The organism is Stenotrophomonas sp. yr243, from assembly GCF_900184195.1.
Classification (GTDB): domain Bacteria; phylum Pseudomonadota; class Gammaproteobacteria; order Xanthomonadales; family Xanthomonadaceae; genus Stenotrophomonas; species Stenotrophomonas lactitubi.
In genome coordinates this window covers 405,577-425,386 of record NZ_FXWT01000001.1, presented here as the reverse complement: position 1 = coordinate 425,386, position 19,810 = coordinate 405,577, and the positions used below count along the sequence as shown (strand labels likewise).

At 64.9% G+C, this 19,810-nt stretch carries 15 protein-coding genes and 1 pseudogene; 10 read left to right on the top strand and 6 right to left on the bottom strand.

Annotated elements, in window-relative coordinates:
• Positions 1-56: 56 nt before the first annotated feature.
• Both QOL57_RS01960 and QOL57_RS01955 read left to right on the top strand, forming a co-directional pair.
• Positions 57-3,512 (top strand): annotated as a pseudogene (locus QOL57_RS01960) (efflux RND transporter permease subunit); the annotation flags it as partial.
• Complete coding sequence (locus QOL57_RS01955) at positions 3,509-6,595, top strand: efflux RND transporter permease subunit (protein WP_089240518.1); 3,087 nt, start codon at positions 3,509-3,511, stop codon at positions 6,593-6,595. The pseudogene QOL57_RS01960 and the gene QOL57_RS01955, both read left to right, overlap by 4 nt.
• A 150-nt stretch (positions 6,596-6,745) precedes the next feature.
• Here the strand turns inward: QOL57_RS01955 and QOL57_RS01950 are convergent, their stop codons facing one another.
• From QOL57_RS01950 to ykgO, 6 genes are all read right to left on the bottom strand, one after another.
• On the bottom strand, positions 6,746-7,978 hold the full coding sequence (locus QOL57_RS01950; protein WP_176429876.1) for a TraB/GumN family protein: 1,233 nt from the start codon (positions 7,976-7,978) through the stop codon (positions 6,746-6,748).
• Positions 7,971-8,501: a GNAT family N-acetyltransferase gene (locus QOL57_RS01945; RefSeq protein WP_089240522.1), complete on the bottom strand. Its 531-nt coding sequence runs from the start codon at positions 8,499-8,501 to the stop codon at positions 7,971-7,973. The genes QOL57_RS01950 and QOL57_RS01945 overlap by 8 nt, the downstream gene beginning before the upstream one ends.
• Positions 8,502-8,515: 14 nt before the next feature.
• On the bottom strand, positions 8,516-9,403 hold the full coding sequence (locus tag QOL57_RS01940; protein ID WP_025875046.1) for a carbon-nitrogen hydrolase: 888 nt from the start codon (positions 9,401-9,403) through the stop codon (positions 8,516-8,518).
• A 164-nt stretch (positions 9,404-9,567) separates the two neighbouring features.
• A complete protein-coding gene (locus tag QOL57_RS01935) occupies positions 9,568-10,605 on the bottom strand; it encodes an agmatine deiminase family protein (protein WP_089240524.1) in 1,038 nt (345 codons plus the stop codon).
• Between the two features lie 39 nt (positions 10,606-10,644).
• On the bottom strand, positions 10,645-10,974 hold the full coding sequence (locus QOL57_RS01930) for a hypothetical protein (RefSeq protein WP_089240526.1): 330 nt from the start codon (positions 10,972-10,974) through the stop codon (positions 10,645-10,647).
• 146 nt (positions 10,975-11,120) lie between these two features.
• The gene (gene ykgO, locus QOL57_RS01925) at positions 11,121-11,246 is read right to left on the bottom strand and encodes a type B 50S ribosomal protein L36 (protein ID WP_005409283.1); all 126 of its coding nucleotides are present in this window, start codon (positions 11,244-11,246) and stop codon (positions 11,121-11,123) included.
• A gap of 197 nt (positions 11,247-11,443) precedes the next feature.
• Between ykgO and cmk the strand changes: the two genes are divergently transcribed.
• From cmk to galU, 8 genes are all read left to right on the top strand, one after another.
• Positions 11,444-12,121, top strand: coding sequence for a (d)CMP kinase (cmk, locus tag QOL57_RS01920; protein ID WP_032977572.1), 678 nt, complete (start codon positions 11,444-11,446; stop codon positions 12,119-12,121).
• A 201-nt stretch (positions 12,122-12,322) separates the two neighbouring features.
• Positions 12,323-14,008, top strand: coding sequence for a 30S ribosomal protein S1 (gene rpsA / locus QOL57_RS01915; protein WP_025875032.1), 1,686 nt, complete (start codon positions 12,323-12,325; stop codon positions 14,006-14,008).
• Positions 14,009-14,097: 89 nt separating this feature from the next.
• Positions 14,098-14,403 (top strand): integration host factor subunit beta, encoded by a 306-nt coding sequence (locus QOL57_RS01910; protein WP_005409286.1) that lies wholly within the window; start codon positions 14,098-14,100, stop codon positions 14,401-14,403.
• Positions 14,404-14,480: 77 nt separating this feature from the next.
• Positions 14,481-14,765: a lipopolysaccharide assembly protein LapA domain-containing protein gene (locus QOL57_RS01905; RefSeq protein ID WP_025875021.1), complete on the top strand. Its 285-nt coding sequence runs from the start codon at positions 14,481-14,483 to the stop codon at positions 14,763-14,765.
• Positions 14,766-14,771: 6 nt separating this feature from the next.
• The gene (gene lapB, locus QOL57_RS01900) at positions 14,772-15,950 is read left to right on the top strand and encodes a lipopolysaccharide assembly protein LapB (protein ID WP_032977571.1); all 1,179 of its coding nucleotides are present in this window, start codon (positions 14,772-14,774) and stop codon (positions 15,948-15,950) included.
• A gap of 3 nt (positions 15,951-15,953) precedes the next feature.
• Positions 15,954-16,931, top strand: a complete 978-nt coding sequence (locus tag QOL57_RS01895; protein WP_089240528.1) for a glycosyltransferase family 4 protein — start codon at positions 15,954-15,956, stop codon at positions 16,929-16,931.
• Positions 16,932-16,946: 15 nt separating this feature from the next.
• Positions 16,947-18,860, top strand: coding sequence for a nucleoside-diphosphate sugar epimerase/dehydratase (locus QOL57_RS01890; protein ID WP_162292010.1), 1,914 nt, complete (start codon positions 16,947-16,949; stop codon positions 18,858-18,860).
• Complete coding sequence (gene galU, locus QOL57_RS01885) at positions 18,857-19,735, top strand: UTP--glucose-1-phosphate uridylyltransferase GalU (protein ID WP_025875017.1); 879 nt, start codon at positions 18,857-18,859, stop codon at positions 19,733-19,735. The genes QOL57_RS01890 and galU overlap by 4 nt, the downstream gene beginning before the upstream one ends.
• Positions 19,736-19,810: the final 75 nt, after the last annotated feature.

The following is a 19,810-nucleotide window of genomic DNA, read 5'->3' as shown; positions in this document are numbered from 1 at the left end:
CCGGCCACGACCCCGGTGCCTCGCCAGGGAGCGACGGCGCCGCCGCAGGCATGCGTGGCGGTCTGGTGGAGTTCGCCACCCGCCGTCGCGTCACCATCGCCATGTGCACGGTCACCCTGCTGCTGTTCGGCCTGATCGCGCTGGGCAACCTCAAGGTCAACCTGCTGCCCGACCTGAGCTATCCGACGCTGACCGTGCGCACCGAGTACACCGGTGCGGCGCCGACTGAAATCGAAACCCTGATCACCCAGCCGGTCGAAGAAGCCGTGGGCGTGGTCAAGAACCTGCGCAAGCTGAAGTCGGTTTCGCGCACCGGCCAGAGTGATGTGGTGCTCGAGTTCGCCTGGGGCACCAACATGGACCAGGCCAGTCTGGAAGTGCGCGACAAGATGGAGGCGCTGAACCTGCCACTGGAAGCCAAGGCGCCGGTGCTGCTGCGCTTCAACCCCTCCACCGAGCCGATCATGCGCCTGGTGCTGTCGACCAAGGCCGCGCCTGCGACCGACGAAGAAGCGATCCGTGAACTGACCGGTCTGCGTCGCTATGCCGATGAAGACCTGAAGAAGAAGCTGGAGCCGGTCACCGGCGTGGCGGCGGTGAAGGTCGGCGGTGGCCTGGAAGACGAGATCCAGGTCGACATCGACCAGCAGAAGCTGGCCCAGCTCAACCTGCCGATCGACACCGTCATCAAGCGGTTGAAGGAAGAGAACATCAATATTTCCGGCGGCCGTCTGGAGGAGGGCTCGCAGCGCTTCCTGGTGCGTACCGTCAACCAGTTCGCCGACCTGGAAGAGATCCGCAACCTGCTGGTCACCACCCAGGCATCCAACGGCAGCGCGGCCGACTCGGCGCTGCAGCAGATGTTCAACATCGCGGCCTCGACGGGTTCGGCTGCGGCGGTCGCTGCTGCGTCCGCCGCGCAGAGCGCTTCGTCCGGCGGCGCCTCCAGCGTGGTCGCCAACGGTGTGCCGGTGCGCCTGAAGGACGTGGCCACCGTGCGCCAGGGCTACAAGGAACGCGAAGCGGTCATTCGCCTGGGCGGCAAGGAATCGGTCGAACTGGCGATCTACAAGGAAGGCGATGCCAATACCGTTGCCACTGCCGAAGCGCTGCGCAAGCGCCTGGAGCAGATCAAGGCAACGTTCCCGGCCGATGCCGAACTGACCACCATCGAAGACCAGTCGCGCTTCATCGAGCACGCCATCGCCGACGTCAAGAAGGACGCGGTGATCGGTGGCCTGCTGGCGATCCTGATCATCTTCCTGTTCCTGCGTGACGGCTGGAGCACGTTCGTGATCAGCCTGTCGTTGCCGGTCTCGATCATCGCCACGTTCTTCTTCATGGGCCAGCTCGGCCTGAGCTTGAACGTGATGTCGCTGGGTGGCCTGGCACTGGCTACGGGCCTGGTGGTGGATGACTCGATCGTGGTGCTGGAGAGCATCGCCAAGGCGCGCGAACGCGGCCTGGGCATCCTGCAGGCGGCGATCGCTGGCACCCGCGAAGTGAGCATGGCAGTGGTCGCCTCGACCCTCACCACCATCGCGGTGTTCCTGCCGCTGGTGTTCGTCGACGGCATCGCCGGCCAGCTGTTCCGCGACCAGGCGCTGACCGTGGCAATCGCCATCGCGATCTCGCTGCTGGTGTCGATGACCCTGATTCCGATGCTGAGCTCGCTGAAGGGCCGGCCGCCGCTGGCCTTCCCGGAAGAAGCCGCGGCCGAGCCGTGGCAGCCGCAGAGCCGCTGGCAGAAGCCAGTCGCGCTCGGCCGTCGTGGTGTGATGGCAACGATGCGCTGGAGTTTCTACGCGCTTGCGTGGCTGGTGGTTCGTATCTGCCGCGGCGTGGCTGCAGTGGTCGGCCCGGTGATGCGCAAGGCCAGCGACATCGCCATGAAGCCGTACGCTGGTGCCGAGCGTGGCTACCTGCGGCTGCTGCCGGGTGCGCTGGCCCATCCCGGCAAGGTACTGGGCCTGGCCGCACTGGCGTTTGTCGGCACGATGGCGCTGGTGCCGATGCTCGGTGCCGACCTGATCCCGCAGTTGGCGCAGGACCGTTTCGAAATGACGGTCAAGCTGCCGGCGGGCACACCGCTGAAGCAGACCGATGCGCTGGTGCGTGAGCTGCAGTTGGCACACGGCAAGGGCGAGGGCGTGGCATCGCTGTATGGCGTCAGCGGCAGTGGCACCCGCCTGGATGCCAGCCCGACCGAGAGTGGCGAAAACATCGGCAAGCTGACCATCGTGATGGAAGGCGGCGGCAACCCGCAGACCGAAGCGGAGATCACCGAGCGCCTGCGTGACACCATGGGCCAACACCCGGGTGCGCAGGTGGACTTCGCGCGGCCGGCATTGTTCAGCTTCTCCACGCCGCTGGAGATCGAACTGCGCGGACAGGACATGGCGACCCTGGAAGTGGCGGGCCAGCGCCTGGCGGCGCTGCTGCGCGGCAATGCGCACTACGCCGACGTCAAATCCACCGTGGAAGAAGGCTTCCCGGAAATCCAGATCCGCTTCGATCAGGAGCGTGCCGGTGCACTGGGCCTGACTACGCGGCAGATCGCCGATGTGGTGGTGAAGAAGGTGCGCGGCGATGTGGCCACCCGCTACAGCTTCCGTGACCGCAAGATCGATGTACTGGTGCGCGCGCAGGAAACCGATCGTGCCAGCGTGGAGAGCATCCGCCGCTTGATCGTCAATCCGGGCAGCACTCGTCCGGTCACCCTGGACGCAGTGGCTGATGTGGTCGCCACCACCGGCCCGAGCGAGATCCATCGCGCCGACCAGACCCGGGTTGCCGTGGTCTCGGCCAACCTGCGCGACATCGACCTTGGCGCGGCCATGCGCGAAGTGCAGCAGATGGTGTCCGAACAGCCGTTGGGCGCTGGCGTGGGCCTGCACATCGGCGGCCAGGGTGAGGAGCTGGCACAGGCCGCGAAGTCGCTGATCTTCGCCTTCGGCCTGGCGATCTTCCTGGTCTACCTGGTGATGGCCTCGCAGTTCGAATCGTTGCTGCATCCGTTCGTGATCCTGTTCACCATCCCGCTGGCGCTGGTCGGCGCGATCCTGGCATTGATGCTGACCGGCAAGCCGATCTCGGTGGTGGTGTTCATCGGTTTGATCCTGCTGGTCGGTCTGGTCACCAAGAACGCGATCATCCTGATCGACAAGGTCAACCAGCTGCGCGAGGCCGGCGTGGCCAAGCACGAGGCGCTGGTGGAAGGCGCCCGCTCGCGCCTGCGACCGATCATCATGACCACCCTGTGCACGCTGTTCGGCTTCCTGCCGCTGGCGGTGGCGATGGGCGAGGGCGCCGAGGTGCGCGCACCCATGGCGATCACCGTGATCGGTGGCCTGCTGGTGTCGACCCTGTTGACCCTGCTGGTGATCCCGGTGGTGTACGACCTGATGGACCGCCGCGGTGATGCCTATTACCGCGAACGCGGCCGCAAGCATGCCGGTGAAGGCCTGCACGCCGCGCAGGGCAGCGGTGCGGGTGGGGAGGAACCGGCATGAGCATTGCCGAGTTCTCCATCCGTCGGCCGGTCACCACCATCATGTGTTTCGTGTCGCTGGTGGTGGTCGGACTGATCGCCTCGTTCCGGCTGCCACTGGAAGCGCTGCCGGACATCTCCGCACCGTTCCTGTTCGTGCAGATTCCGTATACCGGCTCCACCCCCGAAGAAGTCGAGCGGACCATCATCCGCCCGGTGGAGGAGTCGCTGGCGACGATGACCGGCATCAAGCGCATGCGTTCATCGGCAACTTCAGAAGCGGCGTCGATCTTCATCGAGTTCAGCGACTGGGATCGCGATATCGCCATCGCCGCTTCCGACGCGCGCGAGCGCATCGATGCGATCCGCAGCGATCTGCCTGACGATGTGCAGCGCTACAACGTGTTCAAGTGGTCCAGCAGCGACCAGCCGGTGCTGAAGGTGCGCCTGGCCAGTACCACCGACCTGACCACCGCCTACGACATGCTCGACCGCGAGTTCAAGCGGCGTATCGAGCGGATTCCGGGCGTGGCCCGGGTCGAGATCACCGGCGCGCCGCCGAATGAGGTAGAGATCGCGATCGATCCGAACCGCCTGAACGCACACGGCCTGAGCATCAACGAGCTGAGTGATCGCCTGCGCACGCTGAATTTCTCGATCTCGGCCGGGCAGATCGACGACAACGGCCAGCGCGTGCGCGTGCAGCCGGTGGGTGAGATCACCGACCTGCAGGAAATGCGTGATCTGGTCATCAACGCCAAGGGACTGCGCCTGGGTGACATTGCCGACGTGCGGCTGAAGCCGGCGCGTATGAGCTACGGCCGTCGCCTGGATGGCAATCCTGCCGTCGGTCTGGACATCTACAAGGAACGCAGCGCCAACCTGGTGGACGTCTCACGCGGCGCGCTTGCCGAGGTTGAAGCGATCCGCGCGCAGGACTCGATGCGCGATGTGCAGATCAAGGTGATCGACAACCAGGGCAAGGCGGTGACCTCGTCCCTGCTGGAGCTGGCCGAGGCCGGCGGCGTCGGCCTGATCCTGTCGGTGACGGTGCTGTTCTTCTTCCTGCGCCACTGGCCGTCCACGCTGATGGTGACGCTGGCCATTCCGATTTGCTTCACCATCACCCTCGGCTTCATGTACTTCGCCGGCGTCACGCTCAACATCCTGACCATGATGGGCCTGCTGCTGGCCGTGGGCATGCTGGTCGACAACGCCGTGGTGGTGGTCGAGAGCATCTACCAGGAACGCGAGCGACTGCCGGACCAGCCACGCCTGGCCTCGATCATCGGCACCCGCAACGTTGCCATCGCGCTCAGCGCCGGCACCTTGTGCCACTGCATCGTGTTCGTGCCCAACCTGTTCGGCGAAACCAACAACATCAGCATCTTCATGGCGCAGATCGCGATCACCATCTCGGTCTCGCTGCTGGCCTCGTGGCTGGTGGCGGTCAGCCTGATCCCGATGCTGTCCGCACGCATGGCCACACCGAAGCTGGTGCATTCGCAGACCGGCGTGATCGCGCGCCTGCAGCGTCGATACGCGCAGCTGCTGGACTGGTCACTGCGCCATCGTGGCTGGAGCCTGCTGGGCATCCTGCTGGTGGTGCTGGTCAGCCTGGTGCCGATGAAGCTGACCAAGATCGACATGTTCGGTGGTGATGGCGGCAAGGACATCTTCATCGGCTACATGTGGAAGGGCGCCTACACCTACCGGCAGATGTCCGAGGAAGTGGCCCGCGTCGAAGCCTGGGTCGAGGAGAACCGCGAACGCCTGCACGTGCAGCAGGTCTACTCCTGGTACAGCGAGCAGGAAGGCAGTTCGACCGTGGTCACCCTGGACGAGAAGTACGCCAAGGACATCAAGGCGCTGCAGGAAGAGCTGCGCAAGGGCCTGCCGAAGTCTGCGCGCACCGACTACTTCGTTGGCAACCAGGGCGGTGATGGTGGTGGTGGCGGCAACCAGGGCGTGCAGGTGCAGCTGGTCGGCGACTCCAGCGCGATGCTGCAGGAGATCGGCCAGGAAGTCCTGCCGCTGCTGGCCCAACGCACTGAGCTGCGCGATGTGCGCATCGACAATGGCGAGAAGGGTGGCGAGCTGAAAGTGCACGTCGACCGCGAGCGTGCAGCGGCGTTCGGATTCAATGCCGAGCAGGTGGCCAGCTTCGTCGGCCTGGCGCTGCGTGGCGCGCCGATGCGCGAGTTCCGTCGTGGTGACAACGAAGTACCGGTGTGGGTGCGCTTTGCCGGTGCCGAACAGAGCAGCCCCGAAGACCTGGCGGGCTTCAGCGTACGCACCGGCGATGGCCGCAGCGTGCCGCTGTTGAGCCTGGTCAGTGTCGATGTTGGTTCATCGGCGACCCAGATCGGCCGCACCAACCGCCAGACCACGCTGACCATCAAGGCCAACCTGGCCGAGAAGATCACTGCGCCGGACGGCCGCAAGGCCATGGAAGCAGTGCTCAAGCCGATGAACTTCCCGGCCGGCTACGGCTTCACCTTCGACGGCGGCGACTACGGCGATGACAACGAGGCGATGCAGCAGATGGTGTTCAACCTGCTGATCGCGCTGGTGATGATCTACGTGGTGATGGCCGCGGTGTTCGAATCGCTGCTGTTCCCGGCGGCGATCATGAGCGGCGTGCTGTTCTCGATCTTCGGCGTGTTCTGGCTGTTCTGGATCACCGGCACCTCGTTCGGGATCATGTCCTTCATCGGCATCCTGGTGCTGATGGGCGTGGTGGTGAACAACGGCATCGTGATGATCGAGCACATCAACAATCTACGCCGGGGCGGGATGGGGCGTACCCAGGCGCTGGTGGAGGGTTCACGCGAGCGTCTGCGCCCGATCATGATGACCATGGGCACGGCGATCCTGGCGATGGTGCCGATCTCGCTGACCGATACGCAGATGTTCGGCAACGGGCCGGAGTATTCGCCGATGGCGCGTGCGATTGCCGGTGGCCTGGCGTTCTCGACCGTGGTCAGCCTGCTGTTCCTGCCGACCATCTATGCGGTGCTCGATGACCTGCGCAATGCGGTGGTGCGCCTGATCCAGCGCGCCCGCGGGCTGGAGACGGTAGAGCCGGGCGCTGCCCGGCTGTAATGCACAGCAAAATGTGTTTGTGGTGGGGGGGAGACCGGTCGTAGTGGGGCGGTCTCCCCCTTTTTTTCATCGCCGTATCGTGTAAATGCCGTGCCAACCTGGGTTGGCACCTAGCAGCAGGGCCGAGCCATGCCCGGCGGGGCAGCGCGATCAGCTCGCCACCGTGCTCCACACCTTGCCGGCAGTCAGCCACAAGCCCAGCATGCTGCCCAGGTTGGTCAGCATGAAGGTCAGCACCACGCGGGTGACGCGGTTGCGGTACCAGCCCTTCAACGACTGTGCGTCGTCGCGCAGCTTGAGGAAATCCTCGTAGGTCGGCTTGCGCAGGCGCGCCTCCACCAGGGCCGCGAACGCACCGGTGGGGATGCTCAGGCGGAACGGCTTGAACGGCGCCACCACGATCGCGGTGAGGATGCTCAGCGGGTGGCTGCCGGCCACCAGGCAGCCCAGGCCAGCCAGGCCGCCGGTATACATCGCCCAGGTCGCCAGCAGTTCGGTGCCCACGCCCAGTCCACCACGATAGAAGCCGACACCGATGCCGGTAGCCACGATGGCCAGGATCGCGAGGGTGAACCACGGGATGTTGCGCTTCTTCGGCACCGCTTCCAGCTGCTCGCGCAACGGCGCGGCCGCCTCGGTATCGGTTTCCAGATAGCGCGCCAGGCCGGCCAGGTGACCGGCACCGACCACCGCCAGCACTTCGCGCTGCTGCGGATCATGCGCTTCACGCAGGCGCGTGGCCATATAGCGGTCGCGCTCGCCGATGATCGTTTCGTACAAGGCCGGGTTCTCGCTGGCGAACTCGCCGAAGCTCGATTCCAGCATGTCGCCCTGCTTCAGCTTCTCGATCTCGTCCTCGCCGACATCCTCGGACGAGAACAGGCCAGCGCCGAGCCCGGCCACCAGCTTCAGCTTGCCGAAGAAGCCCAGTCGCTGCGAAGCGCGGCGGAACGTCAGCCCGACTTCGCGGTCGATCAGGTGCACCGGCAGGTTGCGCTCGCGCGCCAGTTCCACCGCACGCTTCAGTTCGGCGCCGGGCTCGATGCCGAGCTGTTCGGCCAGTCGGCGCTGATAGGCCGACAGCGCGAGGTTGGCCGCGAACAGGGCCACGCGACCCTTGCGGATCACTTCCACCAGGTCCAGTTTGGCCAGCGTGTCCGGGTCGCTCAGCGCCTGCAGGCGCTGTGGGTCCAGCTCGACCGCCACCGCATCGAAACGGCCGCTGTCGATGGCTTTTTCCACTGCCTCGACGCTGGCATGGGAGACGTGGGCGGTGCCCAGCAGGGTGTAGCGCACGCCGTCGCGTTCGACGACGCGTACGGGCTGGCCGGCGAACAGATCGTCGCCGGTTTCGGGAAGGGTTTCGGTCATGGAATCATTCATTGGAAGGAGCGGAATCGGCGCCATCGCCGAGCGCGCGCTGCATCTGTACGGTGTCCAGCCAGCGGCCGTGCTTGCGGCCGAGGCCACGGAACACGCCTACCAGCTGGAACCCGAAGCGTTCGTGCAGCTTGATGGAGGCGGTATTGGTCGGCTCTCCGATCACCGCCACCATCTGTCGATGGCCGCGCGCGGTGCAGGCATCGATCAGTGCCTGCAGCAGGCCGGTGCCGACGCCACGGCCCTGGAAGCGTGCATCGACATAGACCGAGTTCTCAACGGTCCACTGGTAGGCGATGCGCGTGCGGTAGGTGTTGGCATACGCATAGCCGGCAACCTGGCCGTCGATCTCGGCCACCAGGTAGGGGAAGCCGCGGTCGATGATGTCGCGCATGCGGCGCAGCATCTCGGCCTGGTCGGGAATCTCGTACTCGTAGGTGTTGACGAAGTCGGTCACTTCCACCGCGTAGATCGCGGTGATCGCAGCGATGTCGGCAGGGCCGGCATCACGGATGAGTACGGCCATGCGCGGGCTCCGGGTCAGTCGATGTAGCGCTTGAGCAGATCGCCGTAGGCGTCGATGCGACGATCGCGCAGGAACGGCCAGATGCGGCGCACGTGCTCGCTGCGTTGCAGGTCGACCTCACACATCAGGATCGTCGCGTCGGTGCCGGCTTCGGCCAGGAATTCGCCCTGCGGGCCCAGCACGTGGCTGTTGCCCCAGAACTGGATGCCCGAGGCGCCCAGCGGCGACGCTTCATGGCCCACGCGGTTGCAGCTGAGCACCGGCACGCCGTTGGCCACGGCATGGCCACGGTGGCTCAGCACCCAGGCGTCGCGCTGGCGGGTCTTCTCGTCCTGCACGTCATCCGGGTCCCAGCCGATCGCGGTGGGGTAGAGCAGCAGTTCCGCACCGGCCAGCGCCATCAGGCGCGCCGCTTCCGGGTACCACTGGTCCCAGCACACCAGCACGCCGAGGCGGCCGACCGAGGTGTCGATCGGCTTGAAGCCGATGTCGCCCGGGGTGAAGTAGAACTTCTCGTAGAAACCCGGGTCGTCCGGAATGTGCATCTTGCGGTACTTGCCCAGCAACGTGCCGTCCTTCTCGAAGACCACGGCGGTGTTGTGGTACAGGCCGGCAGCGCGGCGCTCGAACAGCGAGCCGACCAGCACCACGCCATGCTTCTTCGCCAGCGCGCCCAGGCGCTCGGTGCTGGGGCCCGGGATCGGCTCGGCCAGGTCGAATTCATCGACCGATTCGTGCTGGCAGAAGTAGGGACCGTTGTGCAGTTCCTGCAGCAGCACCAGCTTCGCGCCCTGCGCCGCAGCGTCGGCAACACGCGCTTCGATCACCGCCAGGTTGGCGGCGGCATCACCGTGGTTGCGCTCCTGGATCAGGGCGACGGTAAGGGGGCTGCGCGAGTTCATGCGGGGCGATCCTGCGGGGGAAAACCCGCATGTTAACGCGGATGCGGCATGACAGCGTGTTGGCTGCTGAATGGTGCACGCAACCGGTAGCGCCGGGCCATGCCCGGCGGATTTTCCAGATGCCGCTGCGCTCGCCGGGCATGGCCCGGCGCTACCGCGTGGCTTTATGCCTTCAACAACCCTGCCGGCAGCTGCATGGTGATGCAGTGCAGGCTGCCGTTCTGCCAGATCAGCGAGCGGCAGGGCACCTGCACGATCTCGCGGTCCGGGTGGGCCTGTGCCAGCACATCACGGGCCAGGTCGTCGGCCGGGTCGCCATAGGCCGGCATCAGCACCGCGCCGTTGACGATCAGGTAATTGGCATACGAAGCAGCCAGGCGGCGGCCCTCATCGATCACCGGCTTTGCCCACGGCAACGGGAACAGCCGGTACGGCTGGCCGTCGCGCGTGCGCAGTGCGGCCAGCTCGGCACCCATCGCCTGCAGTTCGGCGTAGTGCGAATCGCTGGCGTCGTCGCAGGCCTGGTAGACGATGCTGTCGGCCGAGGCGAAGCGGGCGAGGGTGTCGATATGGGCGTCGGTGTCGTCGCCTTCCAGGTAGCCATGATCCAGCCACAGCACGCGTTCCTGCTGCAGCCAGTTCGCCAGGTCGGCGCTCAGGCTGTCGCGGTCACGGTCGGGATGGCGTTCGTGCAGGCACTTCCAGGTGGTCAGCAGGGTGCCTTCGCCATCGGTCTCGATGCCGCCGCCTTCCAGTGCGAACGGAATGCTGCGTACCGCCGCATCGTTGAACACGCCGGCCTGGTCGAGCACGCCGACCAGCTGGTCATCGAGGGTGGCATCGAACTTGCCGCCCCAGCCGGTGAAGCGGAAGTCCAGCAGCTGGAAGCTGCCGTCGGCGCGGCGCAGGGTGATCGGGCCCGAATCACGCAGCCAGGTATCGTCGTACGCGGCGGTGGTGAAGTGGACCTTGTCCATGTCGATGCGGTTGGAGCGCAGCCGCATTTCGGCGTAGGTCTCCACGTCATCGTCGGCCACGCAGATCAGCACCGGCTGGAAGCGGGTGATCGCCGCAACCAGGGCGATGTAGGTCTCTTCCACCTGGCCCAGGCGGTCGGCCCAGTCGGTGTCGGCGGTGGGCCAGGCAATCAGGACGCCGCTCTGGGCTTCCCATTCGGCAGGAAAACGAAGGGTCTGGTTCATGGTCTCGCTACACGCGCCCGCCGGTGGCGGGCATGGGGGTCAACGGATCGGCGGCTTGGGGCCGATTTCGTTCGGATCCGCCTGGTTTGCCACCACGTCGATCACCTTCTGCTTCTCGAAGTAGACGGTGAACTGCGGGTACACCCAGCGGTGGATGGTCGGCCATTGCCGTTTCTGTCCGCCGCGCGGCTGCAGCTGCTCTGCCGGCGCGCCGAACTGGGACTGCACCTGCTGCATGCTCTGGCCGCGGACGGGCAGGGCGCCGGCCGGCTTTTCGCGGGCGCGGTCGACAAGCAGGGTATCGGCCAGCGCCGGGGTGGCGGCAGCCAGGGTGGCCAGTACGGCCAGGGTGCACAGGTAACGCGTCATCTCGATCTACTCCCCAGTGGTCAAGAACAGCGATTACAGCAAAAACGGCAGGAAAAAACCGCATAAACAAAAAACCGCCCGAAGGCGGCTTTTTGCATCGGGTCGGCCCCGCGTGGGGCCAGCCGCGGTCACAAGGACCGTTGGGCTTAGCGCTGACGCGCCTTGAAACGCGGGTTCGACTTGCAGATGACGAAGATCTTGCCACGACGACGCACGACCTTGCAGTCACGGTGACGGGCCTTCGCCGACTTCAGGGAGGACAGAACTTTCATGGCATACCTCGGCGTAAACAGTAGTTGTTCGGGTGGAGCGTGGCCGCGATATGCGAAAGACAATCGGCAGTTGACGCTCGTTCAAGCCCGCCATTCTACCGGGCTTTTCCCCATGGTTTCAAGTGGTTGCACAAATGGCCCGTTGCGGGGTGTCTGGCAGGGGCTAGAATGCCCCCTTCACACGCGCAAGGACCCCCATGAATCCACTCGTTCCCGTCCTGACCATCGACGGCCCATCAGGGGCCGGCAAGGGTACCATCAGCCGCATCGTGGCGCGCCGGTTGGGCTGGCACTACCTGGATTCGGGCGCTCTGTACCGCGCCGTCGGCGTAGCGGCCAGCTGGGCCGACATCGACACCTCCGATGCCTCCGCGCTGGTGCGTTGCACCTTTGACACCCATGTCCAGTTCGTCGAGCAGGGCGATGCCATGCGGGTCCTGGTCAATGGCACCGACGCCACCGACGAGCTGCGGCTGGAGACCACCGGGGCGCTGGCGTCGGCGATTGCCGCCATTCCCGAGGTCCGGGCCGCCCTGAAGGAGCGCCAGCGCGCATTCAGGATGGAGCCGGGGCTGGTCGCCGACGGCCGCGACATGGGCACCGTCATCTTCCCGGACGCCCCCTACAAGGTCTTCCTGACCGCCAGTGCCGAGGAGCGCGCCGAGCGCCGGCATAAGCAGTTGAAAGACAAGGGGGTTTCTGTTAACTTTGAAGACCTCCTGCGCGAGATCATGGCCCGCGACGCCCGTGATGCTCAGCGTACCGTGGCGCCCCTGAAGCCGGCAGACGATGCTGTCCTCATCGACACCACAGGCATCGGCATCGAAGATGTCGTTGCCAGAGTGATGGATCTGCTTCCGGTTCCGGCTGCCTGATCCGTTCGCGCGGGAGCTCTGCCAGCAGCATCGGTGGAGGTCGCGTATCTGCAGTGCTGTAAAAGCTCCGTCGCGCAATGATGCGTGGCGGTTTTCCTACTTCCACACACGACCTGCATTTCCGGGGTCGACCAACAGGCGGGCGGCAGCCATTCCCTGAAGGGAAGCCAGCCGACCCATGTGTCCAACAGAGTAAATCTAATGACCGAATCATTTGCCGAACTGTTTGAAGCCAGCCAGGCCAACCTGGCCAAGCTGAAGCCGGGCGCCATCGTCAGCGGTACCGTTGTTGAAGTCCGCGGCGACGTCGTGGTGATCAACGCCGGGCTGAAGTCCGAAGGCATCGTGCCGATCGAACAGTTCCGTAACGACGCTGGCGAAATCGATGTTGCCGAAGGCGACATCGTCAAGGTCGCCCTCGACTCGATCGAGAACGGCTTCGGTGAAACCGTCCTGTCGCGCGAGAAGGCCAAGCGCGCGATGGTGTGGGACGAGCTGGAAGAAGCGTTGGAAAAGAACGAAACCATCACCGGTCGCATCAGCGGCAAGGTCAAGGGTGGTTTCACCGTGGACATCAAGGATGTCCGCGCCTTCCTGCCGGGTTCCCTGGTCGATGTGCGCCCCGTGCGCGATCCGGCCTACCTGGAAGGCAAGGAGCTGGAATTCAAGCTCATCAAGCTTGACCGCAAGCGCAACAACGTCGTGGTCTCGCGCCGCGCTGTCGTCGAAAGCGAGCACTCGGAAGAGCGCGAGCAGCTGATGGACAAGCTGCAGGAAGGCGCGATCCTGAAGGGTGTCGTCAAGAACCTGACCGATTACGGCGCATTCGTGGACCTGGGCGGTATCGACGGCCTGCTGCACATCACCGACATGGCATGGAAGCGCGTGCGCCATCCGTCCGAAGTCGTGAACGTCGGCGACGAGCTGGACGTGCGCGTGCTGAAGTTCGACCGCGAGCGCAACCGCGTTTCGCTGGGCCTGAAGCAGCTGGGCGAAGATCCGTGGGATAACATCGCCCGTCGTTACCCGGCCAACAGCCGCGTGTTCGGCAAGGTCTCCAACGTCACCGATTACGGCGCATTCGTCGAGATCGAGCCGGGCGTCGAAGGTCTGGTGCACGTTTCCGAGATGGATTGGACCAACAAGAACGTCAACCCGTCCAAGGTTGTGCAGGTCGGTGACGAAGTTGAAGTCATGGTCCTGGACGTCGACGAGGAGCGTCGCCGCATCTCGCTGGGCATGAAGCAGGTTGCCGCCAACCCGTGGGAAACCTTCGCTGCCACCCATAAGAAGGGTGACAAGGTGTCGGGCCAGATCAAGTCGATCACCGACTTCGGCATCTTCATCGGCCTGGACGGCGGTATCGACGGCCTGGTTCACCTGTCCGACATCAGCTGGGCGACCACTGGCGAAGACATCGTTCGCAACTTCAAGAAGGGCGACAACCTGGACGCAGTGGTCCTGGCCGTCGATCCGGAGCGCGAGCGCATTTCGCTGGGCGTCAAGCAGCTGGAGCAGGATCCGTTCGGCCAGTACATGGCGACCAATCCGAAGGGCTCCAAGGTCGAAGGCGTGGTGAAGGAAGTCGACGCCAAGGGTGCGATCATCGAGCTGTCCGACGGCATCGAAGGCTATGTTGCAGCTCGCGACATCGCCAACGAGCGTGTCGACGACGCGACCCAGCACCTGAAGGTCGGCGACAAGGTTGAAGCCAAGTTCGTGGGCATGGATCGCAAGGGTCGTACCCTGCAGCTGTCGATCAAGGCCAAGGACGACGCTGAAATGCGCGAAGTGCTGGAGGAATACCAGTCCTCTTCGGCTTCCAGCGGCACCACCCAGCTGGGCGCGCTGCTGCGTGCACAGCTGAACGGCAACAAGTCCGAGTAATATCGGCCTTACGCTGTTCGTTGTTTCCTGGACGGCCCGGGCACTGCCCGGGCCGTTTCAGGCTGAGATGCCCCTGATGTGAGCCGGTAATGACCAAATCCGAACTGATCGAAATCCTCGCGCGCCGGCAGGCGCACCTGAAGGCCGATGATGTCGATCTGGCGGTCAAGTCATTGCTGGAAATGATGGGGGGCTCACTGTCGGCCGGCGATCGCATCGAGATCCGCGGCTTTGGCAGCTTTTCGCTGCACTACCGTCCGCCGCGCCTGGGTCGCAACCCGAAGACCGGCGAATCGGTTGCCCTGCCGGGCAAGCATGTCCCTCATTTCAAGCCAGGCAAGGAACTGCGCGAGCGGGTCAGCAGTGTGCTGCCGCTGGACGCAGATCCGGCCTGAGCCATCCGTCGCGCGACTTCGTGCGAATCCCACCACGAGTCGGATAAGCTACGGCCTCCTGCCAATGGAGCTGTCGCATGAAAGTTTTTCGTCTGCTGGTCCTGCTGGCGGTTCTCATCCTTGGTCTGATCATCGGTGCGGTCAACATGACGGCCATGTCGATCAACCTGCTGTTTACCCAATTGAACACGTCCGTCGGCGTGGCGCTGATTGCCGCCCTGCTGATCGGTGTCGTGGTCGGTGCTGGCCTGGTGCTGGTAAGCGTGGTCATTCCGCTCTACAGCCAGCTGCGCCGTGCCAACAAGTCGGCGGCTGCACCGTCGGCGCCGGTGGCCCCCTCCCAATCTTTTGATGGACGTTGATCGAAGATGGAATTCGTTTCCGAGTGGTTCTGGTTCTTCCTGTGTCTTCCGTTGGCGGCGCTGGCCGGCTGGGTGATCGGACGCCGCGGCGGTCAACGCCACGGTGACAACCAGGTCAGCCACCTGTCCAGCACCTATTTCCGTGGCCTGAACTACCTGCTCAACGAGCAGCCGGACAAGGCCATCGAACTGTTCCTGCACATCGCCGAGCTGGACAAGGAAACCTTCGAGACCCAGGTCGCGTTGGGCCATCTGTTCCGCCGCCGTGGTGAAGTGGACCGCGCGATCCGTCTGCACCAGGGCCTGGTCAACCGCCAGGACCTGAGCGACGCGCAGCGCGTGCAGGCCCTGCTGGCACTGGGCGAGGACTACATGAAGTCTGGTCTGCTGGACCGTGCCGAAACGGTGTTCACCGAGCTGGCGCAACTGGACCAGCGCGCACCGCAGGCGCTCAAGCACCTGATCGGCATCTACCAGGCCGAGCGTGACTGGGAAAAGGCGATCGACAACGCTACCCGCTTCGAAGATGTCACCGGCGAGCCGATGGGCAAGCTGATCGGGCAGTTCGAATGCGAGCTTGCCGAGCGCTTCCGTGGCGCTGGCAAGCTGGAAGAGGCGAGGGCGGCCATCGCCCGCGCCTACCAGGCCGATGCGATGTCGGTCCGTGCCGGCATCATCGAGGGCCGCCTGGAAACCGATGCAGGCAACGCCGAGGCCGCCGTGCGCGCCTTCGAGCGTGCTGCCCGCAACGATCCGGAGTACCTGCCGGAAGTGCTGCCGGCGCTGATGGAAAACTACCGCAAGGTCGGTGACCTGGGCGGTGCGCGCGCCTTCCTGTCCGAGATGACCGAGCACTACCGCGGCATCGCCCCGGTGCTGGCGCTGACCCGCCTGATGGAAGAGCAGGAGGGTGTTGCACCTGCCCGCGCCTATCTTGGCCGCCAGCTCAAGGATCGCCCGTCGGTGCGTGGCGAATCGGCACTGATCGACCTCACCCTGGCCGAGGGCGCAGATTCCACCGCGACCCTACACGACCTCAAGCACATCACCGACCAGTTGCTGGTGCGCAATCCTGCCTACCGCTGCACCCGCTGCGGATTCGGCGCGCGTACCCACCACTGGCAATGCCCCAGCTGCAAGGAGTGGGGCACGGTCAAGCCGCTGTTGAATTACGCGGTGCTCTGAACCATGCCGTGGCTTGTGATGGCCGCGCTGCTCGGCCTGGCCCTGCTCAGCGCGGCATTGACCTGGGCGGCGCGCGTGTATGCCCTGCGCAGGCAGTTGCTGGACCAGCCCGGCGAGCGCCGCAGCCACAGCGTCGCCACCCCGCGTGGTGGTGGCATCGCCATCGTGATCAGTCTGCTGGTTGCTGCGGCCGTGGCCGCCTGCGTCTGGCCGGTTGCTGCCCCCAGCCTCGCCGTCGCCAGCCTTGGTCTGTTGCTGGTTGCCGGCATTGGCTGGTGGGATGACCATCGGCCGCTGCCAGCCATGCGCCGGTTGCTGGTGCATTTCCTCGCCGCCGCCTTGCTGGCGGGGCTGGTCAAGATGCACGGGGGCAGCTGGCTGCTGACCCTGCTGGTGCTGTTCTTCACCGCCTCGCTGATCAACATCTGGAATTTCATGGATGGGATCAACGGGATTGCCAGCAGTCAGGCAGTCATCGTTGCGCTGGGCTTCGCCACCGTGCTGCCCTGGCCCTATTCGCTGGTGGCCGTTGTTCTTGGCCTGGCATGCCTGGGTTTTCTGCCATTCAATTTCCCGCAGGCGCGGATCTTCATGGGTGATGTCGGTAGTGGCGCGCTGGGCTATGCCGTGGCGGTGGTGCTGGCCGTCGCTGCGGTGCACACCGACATCAACTGGATCCTGCTTCTGCTGCCGTTGTCTGCCTTCCTTGTGGACGCGGGCTTCACGCTGTTGGCGCGCATGCTTTCCGGGCAACGCTGGATGGAACCCCACACCCAGCACGTCTACCAGCGCGCGGTCCAGGCAGGAGCCAGCCATGCCCAGGTGACAGGGATGTACTTTGTTTTGGGCCTGTTCAGTATTACAGTGTTCAATATCTGCACCAATTTGCAGCCGAGGTGGGAGGCTGCCGTAGCGGTCGCGTGGTTTGCCGCGTTGACCCTGCTGTGGCTCCTCCTGCGCAATGGATTGCGCCACCGATAAGGAATTACTCGATCTATGTCTTCACCCTGGCGGGACAGAATCCTCGGTCTGATGCCGCGTACGGCCATCGTCTGCCACGACTTGTTCATGGTATGGGCCTGTTGGCAGCTGTTGCATGCAGGTCGTTACTCGATCCTTGCCGACGCTCCGGCATTGCCGCTGTGGAACGTGGACACCACGCTGGTGCTGGCGCTGCAGGGCCTGGTGTTCTGGCGTATCGGCCTCTATCGCGGGCTGTGGCGCTTCGCCAGCGTCAGCGACCTGCTGAACATCTTCAAGGCCAGCTTCATCGGCCTGATCGCCATTGTTCTGGTGCTGGCCTGGAAGCGCTTCAACGGCGTGCCGATGTCGGTGCTGGTGATCTATCCGTTCGCGCTGTCGGCACTGCTGGGCGCGCCGCGCCTGTTGTACCGGGCGTGGAAGGACTACCAGTCGCTGCAGTCCGATTCGTCCGCGCGCCGCGTGCTGATTCTCGGCGCCGGCCAAGCCGCTGAGACCCTGGTGCGGGACCTTCGCCGATCCGGCAATTTCGAGCCGGTCGGCCTGCTCGATGATGCACCGCACCTGCGTGGCGCCAAGCTGCAGAGCCTGCCGATCCTGGGCACGCTGGACGACGCACCGGCGGTGGCCCGTGAGACCGCGGCCAAGCTGCTGGTGATTGCCATGCCCTCGCTGGATGCCGTCGGCATGCAGCGCGTGGTGGCCATCTGCGAGAGCACAGGCATTCCGTTCCGCACGGTGCCCAAGCTCAGCGACATCCTGCAGGGACAGTCGTTGCCGGGCCAGTTGAAGGAAGTGGCGATCGAAGACCTGCTCGGGCGCAAGCCGATCATGCCGGACTGGAACCTCATCCGAGGCTGGTTGGGTGGGCGCACGGTGATGGTCACCGGTGCCGGTGGCTCGATCGGGTCCGAGTTGTGTCGCCAGTGTGCGCGCCATGGTGCTGGTCGTATCGTGCTGCTGGAGATCAGCGAGCTGCTGTTGTTGACCATCGAGGGCGAGCTGCGCCGCAGCTTTCCTGATGTCGAGATCGAAGCCGTGCTCGGTGACTGCGGCGATCCTGCGGTGATCCGTCATGCGCTGTCGCTGCACCCGGTCGACACCGCCTTCCATGCGGCTGCCTACAAGCACGTGCCGGTGCTGGAGCGTCAGCTGCGCGAAGCCGTGCGCAACAACATCCTGGCCACCGAGAACGTGGCCCGCGCCTGCCTGGAAGCCCGCGTCGAGCACTTTGTGTTCATTTCGACCGACAAGGCGGTGGATCCGGTCAATGCGCTGGGCGCCAGCAAGCGCTATGCGGAGATGATCTGCCAGAGCCTGGACCAGAAGTCCACGCACACCCGTTTCGTGACCGTGCGCTTCGGCAACGTGCTGGCATCGGCCGGCAGCGTGGTGCCGTTGTTCCGCGAGCAGATTCTCAAGGGCGGCCCGGTCACGGTGACCGATCCGGAGGTCAGCCGCTATTTCATGACCATTCCCGAGGCATGCCAGCTGATCCTGCAGGCGGCTGCGTCGGCGTCGCACGGGGCGATCTATACGTTGGACATGGGCGAGCCCGTGCCGATCCGGGTGCTGGCCGAACAGATGATCCGCCTGGCCGGGAAGCAACCCTACAAGGACATCCCGATCATCTACACCGGCATGCGTCCGGGCGAGAAGCTGCACGAGACGCTGTTCTATTCCGACGAGGACTACCGGCCGACCGCGCATCCGAAGATCCTGGAAGCCGGCGTACGTGCGTTCTCGCGTGACATCGTGCTGGGCAACGTGCCCAAGCTGCGCGAGGCGATTGCCAGGTACGACATCGATACGATCCAGGAAATCCTGTTCGCGACCATGCCGGAATTCTCGCCAATCGAACAGGATGCTTACATTTCATCCGCTAAGGTTGTGCCCTTTCCGGCACGTGAGGCCAGCAGGCACCAATGAGCAAGCGCATTCGCAAGGCGGTATTCCCGGTAGCGGGTCTGGGCACGCGTTTTCTTCCGGCGACCAAGACAGTGCCCAAGGAGATGCTGCCGATCATCGATCGGCCGCTGATCCAGTACGCCGTGGATGAGGCGATCGAGGCGGGCTGTGACACCCTGGTGTTCATCACCAACCGTTACAAGCACGCTGTCGCCGACTATTTCGACAAGGCCTACGAGCTGGAGCAGAAGCTCGAGCGCGCGGGCAAGCACGAACAGCTGGAGTTGATCCGCCATGTGCTGCCGGAAGGCGTGCGCGCGATCTTCGTTACCCAGGCCGAGGCGCTGGGCCTGGGCCACGCGGTGCTGTGCGCCAAGGCGGTCATCGGTGACGAGCCGTTTGCTGTGCTGTTGCCGGATGATCTGATCTGGAACCGCGGCGCGGGTGCGCTGAAGCAGATGGCCGACCTCAACGAGGCCAGCGGCGCCAGCGTCATCGCCGTGGAGGACGTGCCGCACGACAAGACGGCCAGTTACGGCATCGTCGCCACCGAGGCGTTCGATGGCCGCAAGGGGCGTATCTCGCAGATCGTGGAGAAGCCGAAGCCGGAAGACGCACCGAGCGATCTGGCGGTGGTGGGTCGCTACGTGCTGAGCCCGAAGATCTTCGAACTGCTTGAGCAGACCCGGACCGGTGCCGGCGGCGAGATCCAGCTGACCGATGCGATCGCCGAGCTGCTGAAAACCGACGAGGTCGATGCCTATCGTTTCGAGGGTACCCGGTTCGACTGCGGCACCCATCTGGGGCTGGTCGAGGCGACGATTCGTTTTGCGCTGGACAACCCGAAGCTGGCCGGCCCGGCGCGCGAGAAGCTGGCGGCGATGCTGGCGGAATAAGGGTTTTATCAAGCGCTCCGTGCAGCGCCTCCCGGCATAGGTGGGGAGGCGGGGGCGGGCCGCTGCAGGACACGC

Excerpts from the sequence above, each read along its gene's own strand:
- QOL57_RS01890 (WP_162292010.1), top strand. The coding sequence starts at position 16,947 with ATGTCTTCACCCTGGCGGGACAGAATCCTCGGTCTGATGCCGCGTACG.
- QOL57_RS01940 (WP_025875046.1), bottom strand. The coding sequence starts at position 9,403 with ATGAACTCGCGCAGCCCCCTTACCGTCGCCCTGATCCAGGAGCGCAAC.
- rpsA (WP_025875032.1), top strand. The coding sequence starts at position 12,323 with ATGACCGAATCATTTGCCGAACTGTTTGAAGCCAGCCAGGCCAACCTG.
- QOL57_RS01905 (WP_025875021.1), top strand. The coding sequence starts at position 14,481 with ATGAAAGTTTTTCGTCTGCTGGTCCTGCTGGCGGTTCTCATCCTTGGT.
- QOL57_RS01930 (WP_089240526.1), bottom strand. The coding sequence starts at position 10,974 with ATGACGCGTTACCTGTGCACCCTGGCCGTACTGGCCACCCTGGCTGCC.
- galU (WP_025875017.1), top strand. The coding sequence starts at position 18,857 with ATGAGCAAGCGCATTCGCAAGGCGGTATTCCCGGTAGCGGGTCTGGGC.
- QOL57_RS01945 (WP_089240522.1), bottom strand. The coding sequence starts at position 8,501 with ATGGCCGTACTCATCCGTGATGCCGGCCCTGCCGACATCGCTGCGATC.
- QOL57_RS01955 (WP_089240518.1), top strand. The coding sequence starts at position 3,509 with ATGAGCATTGCCGAGTTCTCCATCCGTCGGCCGGTCACCACCATCATG.
- ykgO (WP_005409283.1), bottom strand. The coding sequence starts at position 11,246 with ATGAAAGTTCTGTCCTCCCTGAAGTCGGCGAAGGCCCGTCACCGTGAC.
- QOL57_RS01935 (WP_089240524.1), bottom strand. The coding sequence starts at position 10,605 with ATGAACCAGACCCTTCGTTTTCCTGCCGAATGGGAAGCCCAGAGCGGC.
- QOL57_RS01910 (WP_005409286.1), top strand. The coding sequence starts at position 14,098 with ATGACCAAATCCGAACTGATCGAAATCCTCGCGCGCCGGCAGGCGCAC.
- QOL57_RS01895 (WP_089240528.1), top strand. The coding sequence starts at position 15,954 with ATGCCGTGGCTTGTGATGGCCGCGCTGCTCGGCCTGGCCCTGCTCAGC.
- cmk (WP_032977572.1), top strand. The coding sequence starts at position 11,444 with ATGAATCCACTCGTTCCCGTCCTGACCATCGACGGCCCATCAGGGGCC.
- lapB (WP_032977571.1), top strand. The coding sequence starts at position 14,772 with ATGGAATTCGTTTCCGAGTGGTTCTGGTTCTTCCTGTGTCTTCCGTTG.
- QOL57_RS01950 (WP_176429876.1), bottom strand. The coding sequence starts at position 7,978 with ATGAATGATTCCATGACCGAAACCCTTCCCGAAACCGGCGACGATCTG.